Raw genomic sequence first — 20,372 nt, 5'->3', positions numbered from 1 at the left:
TTTTTAGGTCTGGATCCTGATGTTACAGGCAATGCAACAACTTATGCAGCAGCAGGGCATCAGGCGCCTGCTGGTGCTCAGTGGCGAGCCGCAATGGTGTCGCCAGCAAGCACAACGGCTGGCGACAACCCTGCCGGGCGACTGGCCGTGGGTGGGAGAAAATCCGCCGCCTGCTATGCCGTCACTGGCCAGTGGTGCGGTACGGACATTGCTGGGGCAGGAGCGGTTGCATGCGGTGTTTGATGCGACCCGCGGCCTGGATGTCGAAGCGCTGGCCGCGCTGGCCGGTACCCTGCGCGCCGGCAGTTGGTTGCTGTTGCTGACACCACCATGGCAACAATGGCATCAGCAGCCGGACCACGACAGCCTGCGCTGGAGCGATTGCCCGCAGCCGATCATGACCCCTAATTTCATTCACCATCTACAGCAACACCTGGCGGCGGACAACGAAGTCACGCTCTGGCGAGAGGATGAGCCGCTGACTTTGGCACCCTTGCCAATACGCCCGCAGTGGCAAGCGCCGGATGGCCAGCCGACTCCCGAGCAGCAAAGGTTGCTGGCACAATTACTCGGCGCTGAGTCAGGCATTTGGGTGCTGACCGCTGCCCGTGGGCGCGGCAAGTCAACGGTGGCGGGTATGCTGGTGGCGAACACGCCGCTCACCTGCTGGATCACCGGGCCCAGCCGAGCGGCTACCGAGGTCGCTGGTGAATGGGCGCAGGGCCGCGCACAATTTTGGGCACCGGACGCGTTGTTGGCCCATTGTCGCGAACACGACGTCAGCGACGTGGGCTGGCTGCTGGTGGACGAAGCGGCGGCGATCCCCGGCCCGTTGCTGCAACAACTGGTTAGCCATTTCCCCCGAGTTTTGCTGACCACCACGGTACAGGGCTATGAAGGCACCGGCCGGGGGTTTTTACTGAAATTTTGCGCGGGGTTGCCTGCGTTTCAGTCGCTGGGGTTACAGCAGCCCATGCGTTGGGCGCAGGGCGATGCGCTGGAACGCGTCATTGATAACGCGCTGTTGTTCAACGAACTGCCACTCTGGCCGGCGACGAATAAACCCGTCAGTATCAGCGAGACAGAACAAGGAGCGCTGTGTGCCGACCCTCAAGGGTTAATGCGTTTTTACGCCCTGTTAAGCAGCGCCCATTACCGCACTTCACCGCTTGATTTACGGCGGTTGATGGACGCGCCCGGCATGCATTTTGGCGTGGCGCAGGTTGAAGATGAAGTCATCGGCGCACTGTGGCTGGTGGAGGAAGGCGGCCTGAGCGCCGAACTGGCACACGAAGTCTGGGCCGGGCGGCGGCGACCGCGCGGCAACCTGGTGGCACAGTCGCTGGCGGCACATGGCGGGCAGTGGTGGGCACCGACGCTGCGTTCACGGCGCATTACCCGCATTGCGGTATTACCGGCTTTGCGTCAGCAGGGCATTGCCCGCAGTCTGATCGTACAGCAACGTCGGCAAACGCAGGGGCTGGATTACCTCTCGGTCAGCTTTGGTTACACCGAGTCGCTGTGGCGCTTTTGGCAATCCTGTGGTTTTGAACTGGTGCGCATCGGCAGCAAAACGGAAGCCAGCAGCGGTTGTTACACCGCCATGGCCATCCTGCCGCTAAGTGAGCAGGGTGAGGCGCTGCGGCATGCGGCGCATAAGCATCTGGCGCGTGACTGGCGCTGGCTGCAGCCGCGTATTGATCTGCAACTGGAAATCACCGGTGACGACGGCGATATCCAGTTGGGTGAGGATGACTGGCGCGAACTTGCCGGGTTCGCCTTCGCCCATCGGCCGCTTGAGGCCAGCCTGGGGGCGCTACAACGTTTACTGCTAGCCAGTCCTTTGCCGCTGCCCGCACTGCGTCAGCATCTGCAACAGCAAACGACGCCGGCGGGCTGCGTGGCGTTGCTTGGCTTCAGCGGCCAGAAGGCTTTGCTACGCCGCTGGCGGCAGGAGGCGGGGTTAGCGCTTGAGCAACTTGATGCCCAGCACTGCCTGCGCTGGCACAATTGGTCGCAATCGTTGGAATAAATTGAAGATGTTGCTCAATAAAACCCGATTTTCCTGAATTCTCAGCGGCGTATAGTAGTTGACAGGAACCCGGGCAACTGGCGCCGGGCAGAATTTGATCAATACGAGGAGTCACCGATGAAACATGAGCATTTTGTTGTACAGAGCCCGGCAACCCCGGCTGCGCAGCTGATCCTGCTGTTTCACGGTGTTGGCGATACCCCAGAGGCGATGGGCGAGATTGGCAGCTATTTCGCCAAAGACTTCCCGCAGGCGCTGGTGGTCAGCATTGGTGGCCCTTTTGCCTTCGGTAACGGCAGCGGCCGTCAGTGGTTTTCGGTGCAGGGTGTGACCGAAGAAAACCGCGCCGAGCGCATTGCTGAAGTGATGCCACAGTTTGTCGAAACTGTGCGTTACTGGCAGAAACAGAGCGGCGTGAATGATGCCGGCACCGCACTGGTCGGTTTTTCTCAGGGCTCAATCATGGCGCTGGAAGCCTTGAAGGCAGAACCCAGACTGGCCGGCCGGGTAGTGGCTTTCAGCGGACGTTTTGCCAGCCTGCCGGAGCGGGCGTTCGGTGATTGCGTGGTGCACTTGATCCACGGCGAACAGGATGCGGTGATTGCGGTGCAACATGCCAGAGCGGCGGCAGAACAGCTGCAGGCTATTGGCGTCGATTTCACGCTGGACGTGGAAGAAGACGTGGGGCACGCCATCAATCAGGGCATGATGAACGATGCCCTCGAACGGCTGCATTACTACGTGCCTCAGCGCTACTGGGATGAAGCGATGTTCGGCAAACGCGGCGATTTGATCGCTTTTAAATAAACTTCAGGGCGCTAAATGCGCCCTGATATCATTTCTTCTTCGGCCAGTCGTCGTCGTTATCCCACTCGGCGTTGTTATCGCGGTGCGGTGGCAGCTCCGGCTTATCGGCCAGATAGCGTTTGACGTCAACGCGGCGCAGCTCTTTGATCCCACTGATAATCATGCCGAATAAAATCAGCAGGATGATCCACCAGTAGTCAGCTAACCATTCCATATTTACTCCTTTCCTTCAGGGCGTATAAAACGCGAAAATATCGATGGCAAATGCTCTTCAAGCCATTGGGCACCAGCAACGTCCTTATTTTTCCAGGCTGCCAGCAGCAGCGCCGGCGTCAGCAGATGCTCGGCTTCACGCGCCAGTGGCCGGTAACTCAGATGCCAGGGTTCTACCGCCACACCGTCACCTTCTTCGGTGAACGGACGGTAAAAGCCAAATTCAGCCATATGCGCCGTCATCCACTGATTGAGCGGATAAAAGTAGCCGCCATGCTGGTATTCCCAGGGCTCCAACTGCAACTTTTGCCCTGCCGGTAACAGTGAGGGATCGTAGACGTCGAGGTCACTGCCCCAGTGATGGCGGCTGGCACCGGGCAAAGCCGACCAACGCAAGATTGCCTCACAGCGCTCGGCGGCGGACAGTGGCGTGATGTCGATCGGTCGACTGTCCTTATCTAATACTGGGCGCTGCCCGCAGAATTTTCCATTCCAGATCGCCTGTTGACGATCAAAATCACGAAATGTGCTGGCGGGCTGGAGATCGAACCCGGCCGCAAGTGCCGCCTGTTGCATGGCGAGGAACGCGGCCACGGCGGCGGGCTGCAACCGGTGGTTACCGCAGAGCGGTACCAGATGATCGGTTGAGCGCCCGGTCAGCATTTCTGGCGTGATCATGCGACCAGTTGCTCCATGATGCGCTGGTACATGCGGCTGAGCAGCTGCAAGTCGGCAGCGTGTACGCATTCGTTGACCTTATGGATCGTCGCGTTGACCGGCCCCAGTTCAACCACTTGCGCGCCCATCTGGGCGATAAAACGACCGTCTGAGGTGCCCCCGGTGGTCAGCAACTGTGGCGTCAGCTCAGAATAGTGTTCGACGGCGTTAACCACCGCATCCACCAGTGCGCCGCGTGCGGTCAGAAACGGCTGGCCCGACAGGCGCCATTCGATGCTGTAGTTCAACTGGTGGCGCTCGAGCAGTTCTTCCACGCGTTGTTTGATGGTTGCGTCAGTCGATTCAGTGCTGAAACGGAAGTTGAACTGGACGAACATCTCGCCTGGGATCACGTTGTTGCTGCCGGTACCGGCCTGCACGTTAGCGATCTGCATGCTGGTCGGCGGGAAGAATTCATTGCCGCGATCCCACTCGGTCGCCACCAATTCATTCAGTGCCGGCATGGCACGGTGTACCGGGTTATCCGCCAGATGCGGATAGGCGACATGGCCCTGAATACCGTGAATGTGCAGGTTGGCGGTGATCGAGCCGCGACGGCCGTTCTTTACCACGTCCCCGACACGTTCGGTACTGGACGGCTCGCCGACCAGACAATAATCCAGGCGCTCACTACGCGCCATCAGCGCCTCTACCACCTTCACCGTACCATGGGTAGCACTGGCTTCTTCATCGGAGGTGATCAGGAAGGCCAGACGGCCCCGATGCTGCGGGTTGGCTGCCACAAAACGCTCAGCCGCCACGACCATCGCGGCCAGCGAACCTTTCATGTCTGCCGCGCCACGGCCATACAGCATGCCGTCGCGGATGGTTGGCTCAAACGGCGGGTTGTCCCAGCGTTTTTCGTCGCCGGTCGGTACCACGTCGGTGTGGCCGGCAAACGCCAGCGTTTGACCTTCGCCACGCCAGGCCCAGAAATTCAGGGTATCGCCGAACGGCATGGGCTCAACGGTAAAACCAATGGCTTCCAGACGCTCAATCATCAGTGCCTGGCAGCCTTCATCGTGCGGGCTGAGCGACGGGCGTTTAATCAACTGTTGAGCCAGTTCGATAACCGGGCAAATCATGCTGCCACCTCGGAAATAAATTGCTGGTAGCCTTCGGCACTGAAGCCGAGCAGGGCGTGTCCGTTGCCGTCGTCCAGCAGTGGGCGTTTGATGATTGCCGGTTGAGCCAGCATCAGCGCGATGGCCGCATCGGCATTGTCGCAGGCGGTGCGCTGCGCTTCATCCAGCTTGCGCCAGGTAGTGCCGCGGGTATTCAGCAGCGGCTCCCAGCCCAGGCGTTCGACAAAACCACGCAGTTGCTGTTCGTCCAGCCCGTCGGCGCGGTAGTCGTGAAATTGATAAGCCACACCCTGTTCTTCCAGCCAGCGGCGTGCTTTTTTGATGGTGTCACAATTTTTGATGCCGTAGAGCTTAAGCAAACTTTTTTGAGCATTGTCTTTCATGAAAAAATGTTACCTCTATATCAGGGTAAGTTCAGAGCAACAGGTATCAGGCGATGGCCTAAACTGTCAGGAATCACTGCTCATCAAGTATTTTGAAGATAATGCCCCAGTGCAGGATTTCGATCCAGACTACGAGCTAATTATCGATGAAGGGCGTTTAGCATTCAAAGCCGAACATTTGCATGAAAGTGCAGGGTTAGGACGATTTTTCAAGCGTGTTAATGATGGTGACATAGCGAAAGGCTCGATCAGTTCTCTCGCGAAAACCCTTTCAAGGGTGTTGAGTACATTTCGCAATTAGACCGTGCTCAAATCGAACTGCATGATGTTGAGAAGTGGCTTACCATTAGCCGCAAACACTCTTAGTGGTACAAAGAGTCGCGGCTGTGTATGCGGCTGGCACTGAGCCATTGTTGAAAACTCGTTCATGGGCCAGTGATGTAGAAAAGTGTAATGCTCCCCTATCTAATGATCTTAATAATAGAAATGACCAAGTATTACACATTCAAGTGAAGCAGAACCGATCACGGGTAGTACTCAACTGCTATGTACGGATCGGGAAGCCCTGTACACAGCAGATCGGCGGCAAAGTTGAAAGTGGTTACCGCATAGAAGCATTATCCCGCGCAGGTATACAGTTTTCACAACCAAATCCTTATGTAACGTCACCTAATCCGGCACTTGGGGCACTAAAGGAAAATGTAAAAAAGTTCAGAAGGGGGTAAACCTGACTAAAACGCATTTGGTGAACGTGTAAGTATCCCAGCTTTAGTTCCACGCACTTTTTGGGGTTTCCGGTTTATCTGCCATCAGCCGATATTCTTCCGGCATCAGGTTATTCAGGGACTCATGAGGTCGCTTGCTGTTGTACTCAGTCAGCCAGCGTTCCGTTATTTCCCGTGCTTCATTCAGTGTTCTGAACAGATAAAAATCCAGTATTTCGGTCCGGTACGTCCGGTTAAAACGTTCGATAAATGCGTTTTGCGTCGGTTTGCCTGGCTTGATAAATTCCAGCATCACTCCGTGGTCTTCAGCCCATTGTGCCAGAGCCAGCGATATCAGTTCCGGCCCGTTATCCATCCGCATCTTCAACGGATATCCACGGTTTGCAACTATCCTGTCCAGCACCCTGACAACCCGTTGGGCCGGGATATTCAGGTCAATGTCGATGGCCAGAGCCTCACGGTTAAAATCATCCACAACGTTGAAGGTCCGAAAACGTCGGCCACATGTCAGGGCATCGTGCATAAAATCAATCGACCAGCTTTGGTTGAGTGCTTCCGGCGTTGCCAGCGGAGCCGGATTGCGCACCGGCAGGCGTTGTTTACCCTTACGGCGAAAATTCAGTTTTAGCTGGCAGTAAATCCGGTGCACGCGCTTATGGTTCCAGATATTGCCCTGCCTGCGAAGTACCTGAAAAACTTCTTAAATCCGTATCGTGGATAGCGTTCAGCCGCCATGGTCAGCGCCATGATAACCGGCTCATCACGTCGCGTATCCGGCTGATAACGAAATACCGTCCTGCTCAGCGACAATGTCCTACATGCCTGGCGTAAGCTCATGGCAAACTGCGCGGTCAGATAGCTGACCAGCTCACGCTTTATCGCTGGTTTTAAAGCTTTTTTTCAATGACGTCTTTCAGTGCGTGGCACTCGAGACTCAGGTCCGCAAACATCTGTTTCAGCCGGCGGTTTTCATCCTCAAGGTCTTTCATCTTTTTGATATCAGAGGCTTCCATACCGCCGAACTTTGCTTTCCAGTTGTAGTAAGAGGCCTCAGAGATCCCGGCCTCGCGGCAGACGTCTTTAACGGTGCGTCCGGCTTCGACGGACTTCAGAACGGCGATGATCTGGTGTTCGGTGAATCGTGCTTTGCGCATGGCGATCTCCTCCAGGGACATAGTCAGTATGTCGGAAGATCTCTAAAAGTGAATGGTTCGTTTTGCAGGGATACTTACAAACGAAGCTACAACGTTTTAGAGTTACTAAGTTGCAGTGCTTGCATAGGGGTACTGCACTAAGTCAAAAAATCGCCTATTAACTTGATGAAACAGACTTGACTGTGTTTTTATACAGTATGTATACTATGACCATGAAATCGACAACTAGAGGTATGCGTGTTAAATTTTATCCATGATAACAAAAGGGTATTGTGGAAATGTTGCTACCAATACGAGTCAACAAACGATTTCTTAATTTATTTAGAACATTACAGTTAGATCGGTCACCTCAGCAATCAACAATAAATTTGCATGTACTTAATATTGAAAGTAATAGTTTTATATACCAAAAGTTAGTTGATGAACTACGAGAGTTAATTGTTGGCTATGTTCATTCTAATCGAAGGTTAGCAGAATTCGATAAAAATCATCCAAGATTTAGTCCTAAACCATATTTAGAGGCAATTCGGAAATTTCGGAATTATACATCTAATGAAGGTGAGCTTGGTGAATTGCTACTATATGCATTTCTTGAGTCAGGTTTAAATGCACCTAAATTGTTGTCTAAAATGGAGTTAAAAACTGATGCGAATGACTATATTAAAGGGTCTGATGGTATACATCTCTTAGAAGTAGGCAACGATTATCAATTAATTTTTGGTGAGTCTAAAATGTATGCAAACTTACTAGACGGTGCCCGCGAAGCATTTGACTCTATTGCAGAGTTTAAACTTAACGGTTTAGGGTTTGAAAGAGGTTTAATTGATACTCATGTAATAAATGAAATGGTTACAGAAGAAGGGTATGAAACAATCAAATCTATTTTACTCCCCTCAGGAGATAATGGCCCAGATCTCGATTTGTCTTTTGGTGTTTTTCTAGGTTTTGAACTATCTATTGATGATGTTCAGTTATCCATGAAAAATAGTGAATTTAGAGAATGGATATACTCCGTTGTGCAACAAAATGCATCCAGAGTAATTGATACCATTCAAAAGAGAATTATAAAGCATAAGCTATTTGGTCATGATTTTCATATTTACATAGTTCCATTTACGGATATAGATATTACCCGAAAGAAACTAATTCAAGAAATGCTAACGGTTGGGTGAGAGTTATGAATGAAGAAGGTATTATAAAAAAAATTCCACTAGCAGAGCGTTTGTCAGTGGATGCTTATGAGAGTGATTACTTCAAAGAAATTCACACATATATATCAATGATATATGATGATTGTTTGTTTAACAATAATGAGCAGGATATAATAGATGTAATTGACATGTCAAAAATTGAACATGCTTTGCGTTTTGCGGACATACTATCACACTCTCTATCAGAAAAACATCGCTCTAGTTCATTTGAAATAATAAGTAAAATAGCTACATTCCAATCAAATAATCCTTATTTCAAAATGGTTGGGTCAGCCGTAATCAACCGCTTAGGCGTATTCGCTGCGGACAATCTAATATCGCAAGGTGTACAATTACCTTTAGATCGTGAGGTTGAGTCTGCGGTAAAAAAAACCATCCAAAAGACTAGTGTCGATGGTTTATATTTTACAGACAGGCAATATGAACTTTATCAATCCTTGATTAGCTCAAATAATTTAAGCTTTGCAGGTCCTACATCAATGGGGAAATCATTTGTTATCAATGAATACATAAAACATATTGTCATTAATGAAGATTGTAAAAAAATTGTGCTTATGGTCCCTACCAGAGCACTAATCAGTCAGAATACATTAAAGCTGAAGAACGAGCTTAGGAATGAGATTAATAAAAATCGTTATAGATTAATTACTACCTCCTATATGTTAAGAGGTGGTGTTGATAATGGTGGGGGGTATATTTTCGTACTAACTCCTGAACGATTAGTTAGTTTAATTAGTTCATCTCCTAAAATGAAAATTGATTATATTTTTGTAGATGAAGCTCAGAAGCTTACAACAAAAAATGACACGAGAAGTCTTGTTACATATTCAGCTATTGAACAGGCTTTAAATTTAAATATTAATGCGAAATTATTTTTTTCATCACCAAACTTATCAAATCCCGAGGTGTTTAACAAACTATTCGATAGAGAAAATGCTGCGACATATAGAAGCATTGAAGGTGCTACTGCACAAAATTTATATTTTATTGATTTGTTAGAGCAGAATTTCAGTTATGTAGGTGGAAATAGTTTAACAAAAATAAAAAATATAAATGAAAGATATGCTTCTGCTAATGATCTTATATATAAAATCAACAAAGGTAAAAGTAAAATAATTTATTCTGGAGGTATAGATAATACACTGTTACGGACAAGAGAGTTTTTGAATTATATTAAAAAAACAAAGCAAGCAAAGAGACTCTATAATTCTGATCTTGCCTCGCAAATTAGAGAGTTTGTACACAATGGATATGAATTGGCCGAAGCCATAGAATATGGTATTGCATTTCATTTTGGTAACTTACCGCAAGCAATTCGTGACCTTATTGAACATCATTTTAGAAAAGGGAATATAGAATATCTATTCTGCACATCAACATTGCTGGAAGGCGTAAATTTACCGGCACGTTCAATATTCATTCTAACATCTAAGAAAGGAAACAGCCACTTTGAGTCAGTTGATTTTTGGAATCTTGCAGGTAGAGCTGGAAGGTTAGCTATGGAGTTGGCAGGAGATATTTTCTGTGTAAAAGATGAAAGCAAAACATGGACAGATAATGCAATAAAAAAATTAATTCTATCAGATAAAAATAGTATAGAGTTAATTCCAAGTTTCTATATAAATGATAAGAAAAGTATTGATTCATTAAAACAGATAATTACAACTGGTTCCACAGATGGCATTAAGAATAGTGAGTTTCTAAGAACCCTAGGGGACATGGTTAGAATAGATACCTTAAGGACTGATGGGGTTAATAATCTTCCACTTATTAACTACTTTAGGGATAATGGTAATAGCGATATTTTACATCATGCTTTAAAGAGTACTAATGACCTCAATATCCCTCTAAATATTTTACTAGCCAACAGCCATATTGCTATTAACTCTCAATATAATGCCTTTAATAAAATAAAAAATTATTCTATCGATGAACTGAAGTTATCATGGAATCCTACGCATGATGATATAAAAGGAAAGTTAGAGCTAATATTTGAACTTTATCAAATAGAAAAATATAGTAAAGGGTTGAATCGCCTTAACTCTAAATCAATAACCTACTACGCTGTTATTTTATCCAAATGGATGCATGGTAACTCTTTAAGTGAAATTATAGCTGATACAATATATTACTATAAATCAAATGGAAGGGAATTGTATTTTTCTAATGGAGTTCGTGAGCTATTTGATTCCAGTAACCCTACGCATATTACCAAGTTAGTAAATGATACTATAAAGGACATTGAGTTGAAGGTCGGTTATCAACTCCAAAATTACATTTCACATTACTGTCAGCTTCTATCGCTAATATTTGAGAACAATCCTGGGGCTAATTGGTCCCAGTTCATTGAGTTTGGATCGAATGATCCAGTTGTTTGGCAATTGCAATTTATGGGGTTCTCAAGACATTGTGCAGTCTTCTTGAAAAAGAATTTCTCTCGTCATTTAAAATATGATCCTGAAAGCTCACAATTAAACATTGCTAACATAGATGGAATTAAATCAAAAGTGATGCAAAACCAATTGTATTGGCTTGAGATTCAGGCATTACTTTAAATGTTTTTTAATTTATTATATGCTCTATCTTTCGTTCAGATGCCCAGTTTTTTAATTACGGAAAGTAGAACTATGATTTAAATGGTTTTTATTATTTAAATGTATTAATAAAAATATCATTTCCGTAATTAATACCTTTAACATTACTTATCTTTATATTTTCAAATATCAAATATCAAATATCAAATATCAAATATCAAATATCAAATATCAAATATCAAATATCAAATATCAAATACCAAATACCCAAATTATTCATTATTAAAATTGAAAGTTTAAGGGGTTACATACGAATATTAAAAGTAGAGCGTTTTTATCTGCATTAGTTTTTAGCTGACCTGCTTGGTATAATCAATCATCAGTACATTAAAAATCAGGATAGCCAGAGATGATTACTCAATACTTTGCTCAACCTGTAATGAGCACAGATCAGAAGTTGTTAGGGGGTGAAATAATGCAGGATTGGATTATCCACGAAAAAACTTATTTTATTGACGTAATATATTTTATTACCAATGGCGAAGCATTTCTCAAAGAAAAAAACTGTTATGTTCCCTCAGTATCGATTCCAGTACTGTATTAATTTTGAAGCACGATACATACATTCTGACTTTGTTGAAATTAATGCCATGCAGTTAATTTTATGGTATCAGAGGGGATATAAAAAATGAGCAGGGGGTAATGAATCCAGAATTGAAATCACTTTCACATAGTAGCAATGCTATTTCCCTTAATTATCTTGGCGCTGGGAGTGTAAATCTACTAACTTATGTTAGTACCATATTTGAAGTGGTTAAGATCGATAAAATCCTGTTCAGTACTCAATTCTACAGGAACAGCTTTCCAGTATTACTAAAGGATATAATTAAGTATTGCCCTAGGATTATCGTATCCGGCGTATTTGATACTGAGTTATTGCAGCACTTGAAGGAATGGGGCGTTTGGGGTGTACAAGGGGATTTGTACAAATCAGCACTACTGCAAGATGCGAGTGGTTTAATTTGAGGTTACTTAGTAACCTGCGTTTATTCACCATCATCTAATTTATTGAGATATTCAGCAAGAACATCCCCGTGGCATGCGTATGGTTTACAATGGCAGCCTAAAGTATGTCCTCTTAAAAGCCTAAGCTTTTCATTAAAATCATCTCCTCCACGTAAAAAACCACGGTTAAAATCATAAGCAAATTTTCGGATGACTTCATCACGGTCGCCGTCTTGACCTATTGCATACGGATTCCCCCATAAAGTTCCGCGTCCAATATAAGTATCAAAATGTTCATCTTTGTCTTTATTTGAGACGAATGTTATTTTGTCTTGAATATATCTGACTGGTATTTTCTCTGAAAGATATGATTTAACAGTTGTGAATTCTGGGGAATAGATAGAATCAAAAATTACCGCATGAGTTAGTTTTTTATCTTGAATAACACTACTAAGTACATCATCGTCAAGATGTTTTAATAATTTTGAATCGAAGTGATTACTAATAAGACTTGCTGGATCAGCAAAGTATAGAATTTGGTAATCATCCAGTGCTGAAAGTATTTTAGTAAGTTTTCTTTCAAACTTACCAGCAGATACAAAGTTTGGATGATACATTATCAGTACTTTCATCATATCAAATGCTTAACCTCGAAGTCAGTATCCCAGTGATCATTCAAATATTCTATCACAAGACGTCGATGGCAGTGATGAGGTTTATGCTCGCTGCATAGTAAGCAGCTGTTTTTAATGAGTTCTTTGTCAATTCTTTCAATGTTTCTTTGGGCCATAAGGTTTAAAAAATTATTTTCATAAGTTTCCCAAGGAATGTTACCTTTTTTATAGGGATCTAACATTTCTTTTGTTGGAGCTAGATCTGGCACATGCACATAATCGATATTGCAAATTTCTTTAAGGAAATATTTTAGATCATTTTTCTTGGAGAAACCTGCAAGTTGCGAAATATTATTTAACCTAACATCTATTAATGTGGAGATTTTCTGTGACTTCATAAGATTAAAGAATTTTTCTGCTGATTTCTCAGTGAATCCTATCGAATATACTTTCATTCTTGTACCTCATATATAGCAGCTGCTATTTTCCAATAATAGCCTAAGTGTTCTCCACCTAGACTTACTACCAGATAACAATTATTAATTTCATACTCACCATTTCTGTGATTTGCGTATTGCTCTAAGATCATAGCATCAGTCAAAGAGAACATATATTCGACACTGTTGTAGTAGAATCTAGCTCTTACTTTTCTTTGAGGATTATCGAACGCTTCCCCTTCAGTTGCAATATGAACGAATAATCTTGTAGGCCGAATAAAATAGAGTGAATCACGAGATGTTCTAACTATACCTACAGGTACTTTGTCATTAATTCCATTAGTACTATGCAGTCCATTTTCCCAAAGAGAAGTAGGTCTTTGTAGCAATGGGCTTAAATATTCATGTGCTTGTAAATAATTTCCTACGTGTGTCCATTTTGCATCGTGAGTGAACAGCATGTTTTCCTTCTGCATTGGATGATTTTGAGCTGTCGTAAAATCAATTTGTACAACACTGAGTTTATTTGCTGTGTGTTGATTAAGGCAAATTCTATCTGAATCATGAACTTGCCCCTCACCGTTTAAGCAGACAGGGCGTACCCAACCTTGTGCTCGGTTATCAACTATTTCTATTCCTGCAACGCAACGGCCTCCAGGACGGTATGAACATGCTAAAAGAATCAATTTTTTTAACATTATTTTTTCTCGAGAAATTTTTAATAATTATGTTGTGATATATGAATAAACTCAATTGAATTTAATATATGTATTTCGATTTTGTGATCCACCTTGTGTGACCTGCTCCTCGTTGATTAGTACACCCAGATGTTAGCAATGTCTTCATAAGCGACATGAGGACATCCCCGTGAAGAAGCGTTTTTCCGACCAACAGATCAATCAGTATTCTCCGAGAGGCTGAAACCGGGGTTTCTGCCCGTGAACTCAGCCGCAAGCATGTGAGCTCCGACGCCACGTTTTACACCTGGCGTAAAAAGTATGGTGGTATGGAGGTGCCCGAGGTTAAGCGTCTGAAGTCGCTTGAGGAGGAGAACGTTCGACTCAAGAAGCTGCTTGTCGAAGCCATGCAGGATAAGGAGGTACTTCAGGTGGTTCTGGGCCGAAAGTACTGACGACAGACCAGAAGCGGGAAGCAGTGGTGTTGATGTGTGATGCGACCAATCTGTCGCAACGTCGTGCCTGCAGGCTAACGGGTTTGTCCCTGTCGGCCTGCTGTTACGAAGCGTAGCGTCCAGTGTCGGATGCGCATTTATCAGGATGCATCACCGAACTGGCACTGGAGCGTAGGCGTTTTGGCTACCGCCGCATCTCAGCTGCTGCGCCACGAAGGGCTTCATGTTAATCACAAGCGAGTGTAACGGCTTTGTCATCTCAGTGGTCTGGGTGTACAGCGCAGACGACGTCGTAAAGGGTTGGTAACAGAACGTTTGCCGCTGCTCCGCCCAGCGGCTCTTAATCTGACCTGGTCGATGGATTTTGCGATGGATGCGCTGGCCACCGGTCGCAGGATAAAGTGCCTGACCTGTGTGGACGACTTCACGAAGGAGTGCCTGACGGTAACCGTTGCCTTTGGGATTTCTAGCGTTCAGGTCTCGCGTATTCTCGACAGCATTGCGCTGTTTCGCGGCTATCCGGCGACGACCAGGGGGCGGAGTTTACCAGCGGAGCGCTTAACCAGTAGGCTTACGAACAAGGCGTGGAGCTGCGGCTTTTCCAGCTAGGTAAGCCGACATAGAATGGATTTATTTAGAGTTTTAACGGACGCTTTCGCGATGAATGCCTGAATGAACATTGGTTCAGCGAGATCAGCCATGCCAGGAAAATCATCAGTGAATGGCGTAAAGATTATAACGAGTGCCGCACACACTCCACGCTCAATTATCAGACACCGTCTGAATTTACGGCGGGCTGGAGAACGGGTAATTCTGAGAGTGAAAGATCCGACATTACTAACTGAGCGTTGTATCTAATCCTGAGGGCAGGCCAATAATCAGTAATACCTCTCTAGATGAAATGAGAGCTAAGTACTTCTAATTTTTTTTGAAATCTTGATGTGATTATGAGAGAAGATAAAAACTTGAAATTTACAGAACAAATGTGTAAATAACTTATCGGTTTATAAGGATAATTATCAAAAATTGATTTTGACGCGTTAGAGCGTGATGGAGTCATAAAAAAGTTAGAGACGGGTATGAGGTTCTTAAACATAGTCAATTACCAGAAATTGTTCATAAGTTACGTAAGTCCTTAACACCGACCAAAGGTGGTTCCAAACTCATAATTTTTAAGCCGCCACAGTCATTTCTCAATTTGTCTAAAAAATGAGTACAAAACTAATCTCCGATGCCCTTATCCATCGAATGGTTAAGTGCATTTTTTCACTCATTAATATAAAAAATCAAAAGGGTAGTTATTGATTTTTTTGATTACATCTAATGAAAGCCAGCGACCAGCATGCCGAAAAATGGCGGGGAGTTCCACCGTACAATGGTCTGAAAGGCAGGGGAAAGCTGAAAAAATGCCGATCGCGTTTATTACGCTGCTTTTTTGCTAATCTCACTGTGCTACTGAGCAACCCTACATAAGAAGAAGATCATGGAAAATTACCGAATCGAAGTCACCGAAAGCGCCATCGACGAAATAGAAGCGCTGATTGCAGAAGGGCTGAATCAATATAACGATGAAGTGACCGGCACCAACGATCGTCGCCCGTTAGCGGTAGTGGTGAGAGACCCGATCAGCGGCGAAGTGCTGGGCGGTATTAGCGGGCGTTCATCGTTGGGTATGTTGTTTGTCGATCTGTTTTATCTGCCAAAATCGCTGCGTGGTTCAGGGCTGGGCAGTGAGTTGCTGCGTCGCTTTGAGCTGGAAGGGCGACGCAGGGGCTGCGTTTCCGCCGTGCTGTACACCATCAGCTTTCAGGCACCGAAGTTTTATGAGTTGAACGGCTGGACGAGCTTTGGCGAAGTGCCCTGTCTGCCGGCAGGTACCAGCAGGATCTTTATGATGAAGACGTTGTAGATTACTGGCCAGAAATCATTCTCTGGCCTGACGTAATTTATAACTCAGGCTTTTTTTCACCATCGGCCATTCGTGGTCGATGATGGAAAAAACCACCGTATCCCGATAGCTACCATCTGCATTTTTCTGGTGATTTCTCAGTACGCCGTCTTGCTTGGCACCCAGGCGCGCTATCGCCGTTCTGGAAACATGATTATGCCAATGGGTGCGAAATTCAACGGCAATCACCGCCAGGGATTCAAACAGATAACTGAGCAACAACAATTTGCACTCGGTGTTAACGGCGGTTTTTTGATGGCTTTTGGCATACCAGGTGTAGCCAATTTCAACGCGACGGTTTTGTCCGTCGGCATGACAAACCCGAGTGGTGCCGATAATTTTTTGCGTGGCGTTATGCACCACAACGAACGGTAATGCTCGCCCGGCTGCCTGTTCACTTAAAGCCAGGCTGATATAGTCTTCTACGGTGTCTTCATTGGGTACCGAGGTAAACCAAAGTTCCCAGAGACGGCCGTCGGTAGCCGCTTCAACCAGCTGTGACGCATGCTCTTTCCGTAATGGGATAAGGCTGATGCTTTCGCTTTTCAGTTCGGTTTCCATTAGCCAGGATAAGTCAGCCATGTTCTGTTGATTTCCTCATTGAGTTTACTTTTCGCCCTGATCCTGGGACCAATGTTTCATTTCTTCGCTGATAAAATAATTAACCAGATCGCGATACATGTTCTCTATCACCTCCGGGCTTAAACCTTGCTCATCGGCCCAGACTCGTCTTTGCAGCAGCATGGCCTCAAAGCGTTCTTTGGCGCGTACCGCATCGGGGCTGGTCTTGAATTTGGCCGCAGCCTTCACGTAGGCGAAGCGTTGGGCGATCAGCTTGATAATGCTTTCGTCCATCATGTCTATTTCAGCGCGAATATCATTCATGTTCGCACAGTCCTGCGGAGACAGCCGGTTTTCAATAAGCAATGGGGAGTTCCTTTAAGGTTTTTTCAGCGGATATAACCATTTTGCTGCAGTCGCTCTAAAGCCGCGCTATCGGCATAGACCATGCCGGTGGTCAGCTCACGGAAGTGGTATTTTTTGTAGAACTCCAGCTTGTCGGGCACCGAGTAGATAAACACTTTGCCGAGCGGGGCCAAATCCTGCATGACCCGATCCATCAACTGACGTCCCAAACCCTGGCCCTGAAAGTCTGGATGCAGAGCCACGTCGGCCAGATAGGCAACTGAAGTCATATCGCTAATGGCGTGGGCGGTGGCGATCAGCCGGTCATCCAGGTAGCCCCAGTAGCAAAATTGGCTGTGCTGATAAACGCGCTGCAGAACCTGCGAGTCACGCTGGCCCAATCCGGCGGCTTCCAGTAGCCCGGCCAACTGTAGCCAGTCGACGCCGTAGCGGTTCGGGTCGGTCACGATTTCCATGTTGACCTCGCTTAGCCAATCCGGTCCAGATCGGCGGCGTATTGACGGATCGCACGCTGGTAGCTGCTGATGTCGCTATGCGAAGAGGTTTCAGCCAGCAGCAACAGCAAATCCGCGACCGCTTGTTTGGTTTCACCCAGGTTGTACAGCGTCATGGCGCGGAACAGGGTAAGTTCTTTGGCCTGTGGGAACTCGCTCAGCCCTTCGTCGAAGGCGGCCAGCGATTGTTGATACAGGCCGAGCGCCCGGTAGGTACTGCCCAGGCCAAGCCAGGCTTCCTGGCGTTGCGTTGCCGACAAATTGCGCGCCAGTGCCGCGAGGTAACTGGGGATCGCCTGCTGCTCAAAGCCCTGAACGTCATACAGGCAAGCCAATTGGTAGTGCAGGGCGGCGTCTTCCGGTTGTTGCAGTAACTGTTGTTGCGCCAGTTCGGTCGCTTCCTGATAGCGGCCCAACTCTTTCAATTGTTCGATGGTCAGCGTAGGGGACATCACATGGCCTTAGGTGAGTAGGGTTTTTGTACCTTTTGCACGCTACTACGGAAGAATTCATCGCACAAGGGGTATAGGCATTGCTGAGGGAAGGTTGGCCCCGCGATCCGGGGCCGGTTTTTGCTGTCAAAGTTGTCTTTTAGCCCTAGATACCCGGGCCTAGCGCACCGAGGGGCCATTATGGGACACATCCCTGTGTCCCACCCTACGGGCCGACTGGAAGTCGTTCCAATTTGCTCCCGGCAAATTAGTCGGCAGCTAAAGCTGCTACGACCCCTTCGGCACGCTCCCCATAATAACTTACTTTTCAACGGGTTACTGTAGATAATCAGAACTCGTGTTTGAGCGTCAGCATGAAGTTACGCGGCTCGCCATAGTTGCGGGTACTGTAGAAATTAACCTGTGAGTAGTATTTCTGGTCGAAAACGTTGTTCAGGTTAAGTTGCACCGCAGTTTGCGGCGTCAGCCTGTAACGCGCCATCGCATCGACCAGAACGTAAGACCCTTGTTCGGCTTTGCGATTGACCATTTCACCGTTATTGGCCCCGTTAACGTTGGCGTAAACCTTGCTCTGCCAGCGTGCGCCGCCGCCCAGCGTCAGGTCGCGCAAGGCACCCGTCAGTTGGTAGGTGGTGAACAGGTTGATGCGGGTACGCGGCTGCTCGGTGTTGAGATCGACCTTATCCTTGTCCTTCAATGAGAAGTGGGTAATGCCAAACTGTGCGTTCCAGCCCTGTGCCAGTTCACCGTTCAGTTCGAACTCAACGCCTTTGCTGGTGGCGCCCTGGCTCTCATGATAGGTCTGCTGCAGCCAGTCCAGATTGCTGGTGTCTTCGTCCAGCACACCCAGATTGTCCTGCGTGATGCGGAATGCCGACAGCGACAGGTTGAGCCGCTCATTGAGTAACGCAGCTTTAATGCCCACTTCCTTATTCACCCCTTCGATCGGCGCCAGGTAGTGGCCGCTGCTGTCGAGATAGTTCTGATCCTTGAAGATGTTGGTGTAGCTGGCATAGGCAGAGACCTGATCGGTCAGCTTATAGACCGTGCCAACGAATGGGGTGACTTTGTTCGCGGTGCTGGTGGTGGTGTTTTTAAAGCTGTTGAAGCGAGCGCCGAGTATCAGATCCAGACGGTCGGTGACCGAAAAGTCAGCACTGCTGTAGAAGCCGATTTGCCGCGTACGGTAATCCATTTGCGGCATTTTGTCTGACCACTCGGGTTCGCCCAGGCCGCCGTTCCAATCCAGCAGGCTGCCGCTAAACAGTTGTGAGGTGCTGGCGCTACGATAGGTGCTGTAGCTGTGTTGCCAGGCAGAGGAACTGCCCACCACAAATTTGTGATTGCGGCCCAGCAGGTCGAAATCACCGTTCAGCTTCAGGTCTACCGCATGTTGATCCCGGTAGCCTTCATAGCGCCCGGCATAAGGGCTGGAAGGTTTCACTGCCCAGGTATCCGGATCAATCAGCCCGCCAAGACTCATCGCCATTTTGGCATCGAAGACCTGCCGACTGTGGGTGTAGTTGGCCACGCCTTTCCAGCTGTTCTCGAACTGGTGCTCCAGCGTAGCGAACTGAGTGCTGAGCGTGGTGTCCCAGCTCGACCAGTCAGAAGCGCCGCTATAGTGGCGATCCCAATTGATCTCGCTGCCGTCGCTGAACCAGCCGGTTGGCAGGGCACCGCCCCAGGTGGAGGCTTTAGGCCGGTTTTGCTGATAATCCGCCCCCAGTCGCAGCAAGGTCTCGCTACTCAGATCGGCTTCCAGCGTGCCATAGAGGGTGCCTTTGCGTTCCTGATGCCTGTCCATAAATGAGTGGCTGCGCTCGCCGGCGGCGGCGATGCGCACCCTGACGGTGCCTTCGTCATTGAGCGGTGTGCCGACATCGACCGTAGTGCGGTAGTGATCCCAGGAACCGGCGGAGAGTTCGACGCGGGCAAAAGGAGAAAGGCTGGAAGCTTTCTTTCTGACCAGGTTGATGGCCGCGCCCGGATTACCGACGCCGTTCAGCAGGCCGGCGGCCCCCCTGACGATCTCGACGTGATCCAGTGTGATCGAGTCAATTTCCGACTCACCGCCGGAATAACCCGAATCAAAGAAGGTGGGAACACCGTCATATTGATAGTTATCGACGCTAAAACCGCGGTAATTGAACGAGGAGCGTTCGCTGTCGTAGTTGCTCTCACTGACACCGGTGGACCAGCGCAGGATATCCTTTAGCGAATACGCGTTGATATCGTCAATTTGCTGGCGGGTGATAACCGCGACCGACTGCGGCGTATTCTTGATACTCAGCGGCAAGCCGGTGGCGGTGCTCATCTGACTGGTGGTGTAGGAACCGGTGTTTTCAGTGCTGCCGTCCTCGCTTAACGGCGAAGCGACCACCTCCAGGGTTTCTTCTTTCTGTGGGCGGGGAGCCTGCCCGGTTCCCGCCGCCTGTACCACCATGACCGGCAGGCACAGCAGTACCCCGCCGGAAAGGCGGATCATAAAACTAGCCATGA

19 protein-coding genes and 2 pseudogenes are annotated in these 20,372 nt (G+C 47.8%); 8 read left to right on the top strand and 13 right to left on the bottom strand.

The features are described from left to right. Positions 1–19: 19 nt before the first annotated feature. Complete coding sequence (locus tag BEI65_RS06100) at positions 20–2,032, top strand: tRNA(Met) cytidine acetyltransferase TmcA (RefSeq protein WP_099062578.1); 2,013 nt, start codon at positions 20–22, stop codon at positions 2,030–2,032. Between the two features lie 117 nt (positions 2,033–2,149). Then, positions 2,150–2,839, top strand: coding sequence for an esterase (ypfH, locus tag BEI65_RS06095; RefSeq protein WP_099062577.1), 690 nt, complete (start codon positions 2,150–2,152; stop codon positions 2,837–2,839). Between the two features lie 28 nt (positions 2,840–2,867). On the opposite strand, the gene BEI65_RS06090 is transcribed toward ypfH, so the two are convergent. Genes BEI65_RS06090 through BEI65_RS06075 form a run of 4 tightly spaced genes read right to left on the bottom strand, consistent with a single transcriptional unit; the run spans position 2,868 to position 5,237 of the window. Then, positions 2,868–3,053: a YpfN family protein gene (locus tag BEI65_RS06090; protein WP_099062576.1), complete on the bottom strand. Its 186-nt coding sequence runs from the start codon at positions 3,051–3,053 to the stop codon at positions 2,868–2,870. A 2-nt stretch (positions 3,054–3,055) separates the two neighbouring features. Beyond that, on the bottom strand, positions 3,056–3,730 hold the full coding sequence (locus tag BEI65_RS06085; RefSeq protein WP_099062575.1) for a M15 family metallopeptidase: 675 nt from the start codon (positions 3,728–3,730) through the stop codon (positions 3,056–3,058). Further along, entirely contained in the window at positions 3,727–4,854 is a 1,128-nt protein-coding gene (gene dapE, locus BEI65_RS06080) for a succinyl-diaminopimelate desuccinylase (RefSeq protein ID WP_099062574.1), read from the bottom strand. Before dapE ends, BEI65_RS06085 begins: the two co-directional genes overlap by 4 nt. Then, complete coding sequence (locus tag BEI65_RS06075; RefSeq protein ID WP_099062573.1) at positions 4,851–5,237, bottom strand: ArsC family reductase; 387 nt, start codon at positions 5,235–5,237, stop codon at positions 4,851–4,853. Before BEI65_RS06075 ends, dapE begins: the two co-directional genes overlap by 4 nt. Here BEI65_RS06075 and BEI65_RS06070 point away from each other — a divergent pair. Further along, positions 5,236–5,538, top strand: coding sequence for a hypothetical protein (locus BEI65_RS06070; protein ID WP_099062572.1), 303 nt, complete (start codon positions 5,236–5,238; stop codon positions 5,536–5,538). The two genes, BEI65_RS06075 and BEI65_RS06070, sit on opposite strands and share 2 nt — an antisense overlap. A 467-nt stretch (positions 5,539–6,005) precedes the next feature. Here the strand turns inward: BEI65_RS06070 and BEI65_RS06065 are convergent. Beyond that, positions 6,006–7,116: pseudogene (locus BEI65_RS06065) on the bottom strand (IS3 family transposase). A gap of 278 nt (positions 7,117–7,394) precedes the next feature. Here BEI65_RS06065 and BEI65_RS06060 point away from each other — a divergent pair. The 3 genes from BEI65_RS06060 to BEI65_RS06045 all read left to right on the top strand — a co-directional run bounded on the left by BEI65_RS06060 (position 7,395) and on the right by BEI65_RS06045 (position 11,887). Further along, positions 7,395–8,288 carry a DUF1837 domain-containing protein gene (locus tag BEI65_RS06060; protein WP_099062571.1) on the top strand — a complete coding sequence of 298 codons (894 nt, stop codon included), beginning with the start codon at positions 7,395–7,397 and terminating at the stop codon, positions 8,286–8,288. Between the two features lie 5 nt (positions 8,289–8,293). After that, entirely contained in the window at positions 8,294–10,882 is a 2,589-nt protein-coding gene (locus BEI65_RS06055; RefSeq protein WP_099062570.1) for a DEAD/DEAH box helicase, read from the top strand. 681 nt (positions 10,883–11,563) lie between these two features. Next, complete coding sequence (locus tag BEI65_RS06045) at positions 11,564–11,887, top strand: EAL domain-containing protein (RefSeq protein ID WP_099062568.1); 324 nt, start codon at positions 11,564–11,566, stop codon at positions 11,885–11,887. 20 nt (positions 11,888–11,907) lie between these two features. Here the strand turns inward: BEI65_RS06045 and BEI65_RS06040 are convergent, their stop codons facing one another. The 3 genes from BEI65_RS06040 to BEI65_RS26750 are packed head-to-tail and all read right to left on the bottom strand — an operon-like array spanning position 11,908 to position 13,615. Continuing rightward, complete coding sequence (locus BEI65_RS06040) at positions 11,908–12,501, bottom strand: DUF4326 domain-containing protein (RefSeq protein WP_099062567.1); 594 nt, start codon at positions 12,499–12,501, stop codon at positions 11,908–11,910. Further along, positions 12,498–12,935: a DUF488 family protein gene (locus BEI65_RS06035; protein WP_099062566.1), complete on the bottom strand. Its 438-nt coding sequence runs from the start codon at positions 12,933–12,935 to the stop codon at positions 12,498–12,500. The genes BEI65_RS06040 and BEI65_RS06035 overlap by 4 nt, the downstream gene beginning before the upstream one ends. After that, a complete protein-coding gene (locus BEI65_RS26750) occupies positions 12,932–13,615 on the bottom strand; it encodes a hypothetical protein (RefSeq protein WP_157765434.1) in 684 nt (227 codons plus the stop codon). The genes BEI65_RS06035 and BEI65_RS26750 overlap by 4 nt, the downstream gene beginning before the upstream one ends. 169 nt (positions 13,616–13,784) lie before the next feature. On the opposite strand from BEI65_RS26750, the pseudogene BEI65_RS06030 reads away from it, so the two are divergent. Both BEI65_RS06030 and BEI65_RS06025 read left to right on the top strand, forming a co-directional pair. Beyond that, positions 13,785–14,894 (top strand): annotated as a pseudogene (locus BEI65_RS06030) (IS3 family transposase). A 638-nt stretch (positions 14,895–15,532) separates the two neighbouring features. Continuing rightward, a complete protein-coding gene (locus BEI65_RS06025) occupies positions 15,533–15,958 on the top strand; it encodes a GNAT family N-acetyltransferase (protein ID WP_099062565.1) in 426 nt (141 codons plus the stop codon). Between the two features lie 15 nt (positions 15,959–15,973). Here BEI65_RS06025 and BEI65_RS06020 read toward each other — a convergent pair whose 3' ends face one another. The 5 genes from BEI65_RS06020 to BEI65_RS05995 form a co-directional block, all read right to left on the bottom strand. Next, entirely contained in the window at positions 15,974–16,579 is a 606-nt protein-coding gene (locus tag BEI65_RS06020) for a GNAT family N-acetyltransferase (RefSeq protein ID WP_099062564.1), read from the bottom strand. Between the two features lie 24 nt (positions 16,580–16,603). Further along, entirely contained in the window at positions 16,604–16,924 is a 321-nt protein-coding gene (locus tag BEI65_RS06015; RefSeq protein ID WP_099062563.1) for an isochorismate lyase, read from the bottom strand. A gap of 23 nt (positions 16,925–16,947) precedes the next feature. Next, a complete protein-coding gene (locus tag BEI65_RS06010; RefSeq protein WP_099062562.1) occupies positions 16,948–17,379 on the bottom strand; it encodes a GNAT family N-acetyltransferase in 432 nt (143 codons plus the stop codon). An 11-nt stretch (positions 17,380–17,390) separates the two neighbouring features. Continuing rightward, positions 17,391–17,870, bottom strand: coding sequence for a tetratricopeptide repeat protein (locus tag BEI65_RS06005; protein ID WP_099062561.1), 480 nt, complete (start codon positions 17,868–17,870; stop codon positions 17,391–17,393). 328 nt (positions 17,871–18,198) lie between these two features. Beyond that, positions 18,199–20,370 (bottom strand): TonB-dependent siderophore receptor, encoded by a 2,172-nt coding sequence (locus BEI65_RS05995; protein WP_099062560.1) that lies wholly within the window; start codon positions 20,368–20,370, stop codon positions 18,199–18,201. Between the last annotated feature and the right edge of the window lie 2 nt (positions 20,371–20,372).

It is taken from the genome of Serratia sp. BW106 (genome assembly GCF_002607755.1).
GTDB classification, from domain to species: domain Bacteria; phylum Pseudomonadota; class Gammaproteobacteria; order Enterobacterales; family Enterobacteriaceae; genus Serratia; species Serratia proteamaculans.
The sequence above is the reverse complement of the archived record's forward strand: the minus strand, read 5'-3'. Positions and strand labels throughout refer to the sequence as shown.

Bases quoted from the DNA above. Each gene is read 5' to 3' on its own strand.
- BEI65_RS06020 (WP_099062564.1), bottom strand. From the start codon at position 16,579: ATGGCTGACTTATCCTGGCTAATGGAAACCGAACTGAAAAGCGAAAGC.
- BEI65_RS06005 (WP_099062561.1), bottom strand. From the start codon at position 17,870: ATGTCCCCTACGCTGACCATCGAACAATTGAAAGAGTTGGGCCGCTAT.
- BEI65_RS06040 (WP_099062567.1), bottom strand. From the start codon at position 12,501: ATGATGAAAGTACTGATAATGTATCATCCAAACTTTGTATCTGCTGGT.
- BEI65_RS06085 (WP_099062575.1), bottom strand. From the start codon at position 3,730: ATGATCACGCCAGAAATGCTGACCGGGCGCTCAACCGATCATCTGGTA.
- BEI65_RS26750 (WP_157765434.1), bottom strand. From the start codon at position 13,615: ATGTTAAAAAAATTGATTCTTTTAGCATGTTCATACCGTCCTGGAGGC.
- BEI65_RS06025 (WP_099062565.1), top strand. From the start codon at position 15,533: ATGGAAAATTACCGAATCGAAGTCACCGAAAGCGCCATCGACGAAATA.
- BEI65_RS06055 (WP_099062570.1), top strand. From the start codon at position 8,294: ATGAATGAAGAAGGTATTATAAAAAAAATTCCACTAGCAGAGCGTTTG.
- BEI65_RS06100 (WP_099062578.1), top strand. From the start codon at position 20: ATGTTACAGGCAATGCAACAACTTATGCAGCAGCAGGGCATCAGGCGC.
- BEI65_RS06070 (WP_099062572.1), top strand. From the start codon at position 5,236: ATGAAAAAATGTTACCTCTATATCAGGGTAAGTTCAGAGCAACAGGTA.
- ypfH (WP_099062577.1), top strand. From the start codon at position 2,150: ATGAAACATGAGCATTTTGTTGTACAGAGCCCGGCAACCCCGGCTGCG.
- BEI65_RS06010 (WP_099062562.1), bottom strand. From the start codon at position 17,379: ATGGAAATCGTGACCGACCCGAACCGCTACGGCGTCGACTGGCTACAG.
- BEI65_RS06060 (WP_099062571.1), top strand. From the start codon at position 7,395: ATGTTGCTACCAATACGAGTCAACAAACGATTTCTTAATTTATTTAGA.
- dapE (WP_099062574.1), bottom strand. From the start codon at position 4,854: ATGATTTGCCCGGTTATCGAACTGGCTCAACAGTTGATTAAACGCCCG.
- BEI65_RS06045 (WP_099062568.1), top strand. From the start codon at position 11,564: ATGAATCCAGAATTGAAATCACTTTCACATAGTAGCAATGCTATTTCC.
- BEI65_RS06090 (WP_099062576.1), bottom strand. From the start codon at position 3,053: ATGGAATGGTTAGCTGACTACTGGTGGATCATCCTGCTGATTTTATTC.
- BEI65_RS06075 (WP_099062573.1), bottom strand. From the start codon at position 5,237: ATGAAAGACAATGCTCAAAAAAGTTTGCTTAAGCTCTACGGCATCAAA.
- BEI65_RS06035 (WP_099062566.1), bottom strand. From the start codon at position 12,935: ATGAAAGTATATTCGATAGGATTCACTGAGAAATCAGCAGAAAAATTC.
- BEI65_RS05995 (WP_099062560.1), bottom strand. From the start codon at position 20,370: ATGGCTAGTTTTATGATCCGCCTTTCCGGCGGGGTACTGCTGTGCCTG.